A 3,761-nucleotide genomic window follows, 5' to 3' on the forward strand; every position below is an offset into this window, starting at 1 on the left:
TCCAAATTACCGATGAAACATTTTTTAAAGAATGACTGGAATGATATTCGAAGTCGTATTTAACATCCTTTATTAAGCTAACGGGTACGATAGTGCAGAAAAAGCGATGGAGCCGATCCATCGCTTTTTCTGTTTACGGGTAGGATAGTTAAGGTGGAAATGGGAATTAAAACCTAACTCGTGTTACAATTATGAAGGTTGATTTTATGAATGAGAATAATATGGAGGTATTCATAGTGTCAAAAAAATCAAGATTTATAATGCTATCAATGGCAATTTTAATTAGTGTAGCAGGAATATTTTATTATGATAATACATTTGCTCGAAGTGTTGCTGTAGTTACTGTAACAGAAAAAGGAAATGATTTCATTATGATTGAGAAGGCGAATGGAACAGTAGAAAAAATTAAAACAACAGAATTAGTAATGCCATTAATTGAGGTGGGTGGGTTTTATTTTATTACTTATTATAGTAATAAACTTCGTTCTCCATTTCTAAAAAGCATCGAACCTTCAGAATCAAGTTTCTAACCTAATTCTTAACCTCAATGAACAGAAGAAACGGTGGCCGACATAATGGCTTCTGTTTTCAACTACCATAAAAGAACGGATTAAATTTCATTCTCTGTGGTGCCGCGCTTTGTGCGGCATGGATTCCTAACGGGCAGTATAGCGTAACTTTGTATAGATAAATACGTATTGAATTAATCAGTTAAATGAAATTAGGACGTGCTCTAATATGCTCATAATATTTCTAATTGGTTTTATAATGGTCACAGTGATGTTCTTTATGATCTTTTATAAATTGATTGAAAAAATAATGAAACTCCGCAAACTATATAATGGGATCCTTTCAGGTACGATTGTATTTGTTATTATGTATCATTGGATGATGAGCACGTTGAAGAACTTACTAACTCCTATGCCATGAGACTCCAAATGATTGAACTACTATGAAAGAACGGATTAACTTTCATTTTCTGTGGTGCGGCGCTTTGTGCAGCATGGATGGCTAACTGGCAGTATTATTTAAAAAACATTGTTACTTTTATGGATTTTTTTACTTTTAAAAGGAGTTATCAAATGAAGAAAATTATCCTTATCGGTTCCGGAGGTTCAGGAAAATCCACTTTGGCAAGGCAATTAGGCGAAAAGCTAAAAATAAAAGTTTATCATCTTGATGCACTATTCTGGAAACCTAATTGGACAGGTGTCCCAAAAGATGAACAAAGAAAAGTTCAAAATGACTTAGTTAAAGAAGATGAATGGATTATTGATGGGAACTACGGTGGAACAATGGATATAAGACTTAATGCGGCAGATACAATAATCTTTCTTGATTTTCCAAGAATAATATGCGTCTTTCGTGCATTTAAAAGAATGGTTCAATATCGAAATAAAATAAGACCAGATATGGGAGAAGGTTGCGAAGAGCGTTTTCCGTTGAGTTTTTTAAATGGATATGGGAATATCCAAAGACGAAAAGACCAGGAATTTTAAAGAGACTTGAACAATTGTCTAAAAATAAAGTAGTTATTATCCTAAAATCGCCAAAAGATGTTAAGCATTTTTTAGAAAAAGTTCAGTTACAAAACGGGGGTGAAAGGTATGAAAACAATGTTTATTAAGATCTGTTATATCTTATTAGTAACTGCATTTATTATTGGATGTAATTCTGAAAATGTAAATAATCCACTATATTCTGAGTTAAATAACATAAAGAACAATGTAGATATTTGGAGCTCGATAAATTATCAAATAATTATTGATAAAAAAAAGATCAAAGATGTTGAACCTACTTCTGATGATGAGATACTGTTAAATATCTTAATTAAACTTGAAAATAAGGGTCAAGAGAAAGCTGAATCATTTAATGCTCATTTTAATGAATCGGGCCCTTTAAAGTATAACCATGGATCAGGTAATCAAGGAATAGATCATGGTTATTTAGATAAAGGCGAAAAATATGAAATCTATAGGTACTATACGTTTAATAAAAAAGAAGACGTTGAAGAGTTTATAACTAATTCTAATATATTAGTTGAATGGAAAGAAAAAGGAGAAAATAAACAAATATTTATAAAGCTACCTAGTAAGCCGACACGATGAGGGATGTTCAAAGGCAGCAGTTTTGATCTGCCGCCTAAGGACTGTATTAATCCTCTGGTAATATTTACTGAATAGATTTCCTTCATGTTTTACGATCAATTTACTAAAGTGATTAAGCTAACGGATACGATAGTGGAGGAGCTGCCTTTGATGCTCATTGAAGTAACTGGCAGGATAATGCTAATGAAGGATTTGAGAAAGGGCGGAAGAATATTTTATTAAAAATATAAATGGAGGGGTAAGTTGATGATTGAATTGAACAAAAATGCCCCGAGAAAAGTACATATTATAGGTTCCGTTGGGAGCGGTAAAACAACTTTAGCAAGAAATCTATCCACTAAACTGAATATTCCACATTACGAATTGGATAATGTTGTTTGGAAGAGACATAAAACAAAAGACATTAAAAGAACTGATGAAGAAAGAGATCAACATTTAAGCGCAATTATTCAATCCGATGCTTGGATTGTTGAGGGGGCTCATTATAACGAATGGGTGTTCCAAAGTTTTAATAATGCTGATTTAATAATATTTTTGGATACTGATCATTTAAAACGAAAATATCGAATAGTAAGAAGATTTATCTTACAGCTCCTAAGAATAGAAAAGTCAAACTATAGACCAACTTTTGAAATATTCAGGAATATGTTTATCTGGAATGATAACTTTGAAAACCGAATTAAACCGAAGATGTTAAATAAATTGGAACAGTATTATTCTAAGTCCATAACGCTAAAGGATAATATTGAAATTATTAAATATTTAAACTCCCTCGGACAACGAGAGCTTAATAACCACACAACGAGGCTGCCGCAGAATTAATTGGCAGCCCCGCTGCGTTAACTGGCAGAATAGCGTAATGATTTTCCTCATTTATGGGAAACTATCCTAAAAACGATGAGGTGAAGTAATGAAAAGAAAATTGTACGTGATGTTGGTTATCTGCCTTCTGGTTAGTGCTTATACTGCTTTTGCTGACTCATCTCCAACTAATTCACTTTCATTAGGCAACATTGAAGCATCACCGACAAGAGACAGGGTTGAAGCAATTATGCATTTTAAAGTTTCATCTGTTCTCGATGGGTACGGAACGAAGAAGAAGCCTTTTAATGATGAATCATTTAATCCTATCCCTAATGCGCGTCTAATAATAATTGATTGCAAAGGAAAAATCGCTGCAAATGGTTTAACAGATAGTAAAGGGGAATGGAGAATCAAAATTAATACTCCTATCGATCCACATTTTCCAACTAAGAATATGGGTGTAGTGACTGTGATTACTGTAGCAGATGGGTTTAATGAATTTATTAAGTTTAATGTCCCAGTAAACGAGCATGGAGATGGCACGGGTAAGGCAGTAGTTGTTCTTAGACCGGTTAAACCTGATGTTCGAAATGAACCTTCATTCAATGCTGAATTTCATCGTTTTACGGTATTTGATATGTTGGATTACTATGCAAAACAAGTTGGACTTGTAAAACAACAACAGATCCAGGGAGCAGAAGGCTTTGGTATGGTTGATATGCCATGGAGTGCAACATTGAGATAGAAAAGGAGCTAAGCTCCCTCAGAGAATAAGGTTTTTCTCACGAATGCTCGCTCATTCGCAGGATTTCACATGCGTGTTTAAATAGGAGTTTAAAGGATTACATA

4 protein-coding genes and 1 pseudogene are annotated in these 3,761 nt (G+C 33.6%); all 5 read left to right on the top strand.

The window, feature by feature from the left end; translation table 11 throughout:
* Positions 1 to 236 precede the first annotated feature (236 nt).
* The 5 genes and pseudogenes from DFP97_RS30045 (at position 237) to DFP97_RS30070 (ending at position 3,657) form a co-directional block, all read left to right on the top strand.
* Positions 237 to 530: a hypothetical protein gene (locus tag DFP97_RS30045; RefSeq protein ID WP_147275128.1), complete on the top strand. Its 294-nt coding sequence runs from the start codon at positions 237 to 239 to the stop codon at positions 528 to 530.
* Between the two features lie 552 nt (positions 531 to 1,082).
* Positions 1,083 to 1,627, top strand: a pseudogene (locus DFP97_RS30055) (DNA topology modulation protein).
* Positions 1,608 to 2,108 carry a hypothetical protein gene (locus DFP97_RS30060; protein WP_114384327.1) on the top strand — a complete coding sequence of 167 codons (501 nt, stop codon included), beginning with the start codon at positions 1,608 to 1,610 and terminating at the stop codon, positions 2,106 to 2,108. Before DFP97_RS30055 ends, DFP97_RS30060 begins: the two are co-directional and overlap by 20 nt.
* A 246-nt stretch (positions 2,109 to 2,354) precedes the next feature.
* A complete protein-coding gene (locus DFP97_RS30065; RefSeq protein WP_114384328.1) occupies positions 2,355 to 2,930 on the top strand; it encodes a P-loop NTPase family protein in 576 nt (191 codons plus the stop codon).
* Between the two features lie 88 nt (positions 2,931 to 3,018).
* Positions 3,019 to 3,657, top strand: coding sequence for a hypothetical protein (locus DFP97_RS30070; RefSeq protein ID WP_114384329.1), 639 nt, complete (start codon positions 3,019 to 3,021; stop codon positions 3,655 to 3,657).
* Positions 3,658 to 3,761 lie beyond the last annotated feature (104 nt).

Source organism: Paenibacillus prosopidis (genome assembly GCF_003337375.1).
GTDB classification, from domain to species: domain Bacteria; phylum Bacillota; class Bacilli; order Paenibacillales; family Paenibacillaceae; genus Pristimantibacillus; species Pristimantibacillus prosopidis.

What these genes read in the sequence shown, in the direction of transcription:
- DFP97_RS30065 (WP_114384328.1), top strand. Translation starts at nt 2,355, where the DNA reads ATGATTGAATTGAACAAAAATGCCCCGAGAAAAGTACATATTATAGGT.
- DFP97_RS30070 (WP_114384329.1), top strand. Translation starts at nt 3,019, where the DNA reads ATGAAAAGAAAATTGTACGTGATGTTGGTTATCTGCCTTCTGGTTAGT.
- DFP97_RS30060 (WP_114384327.1), top strand. Translation starts at nt 1,608, where the DNA reads ATGAAAACAATGTTTATTAAGATCTGTTATATCTTATTAGTAACTGCA.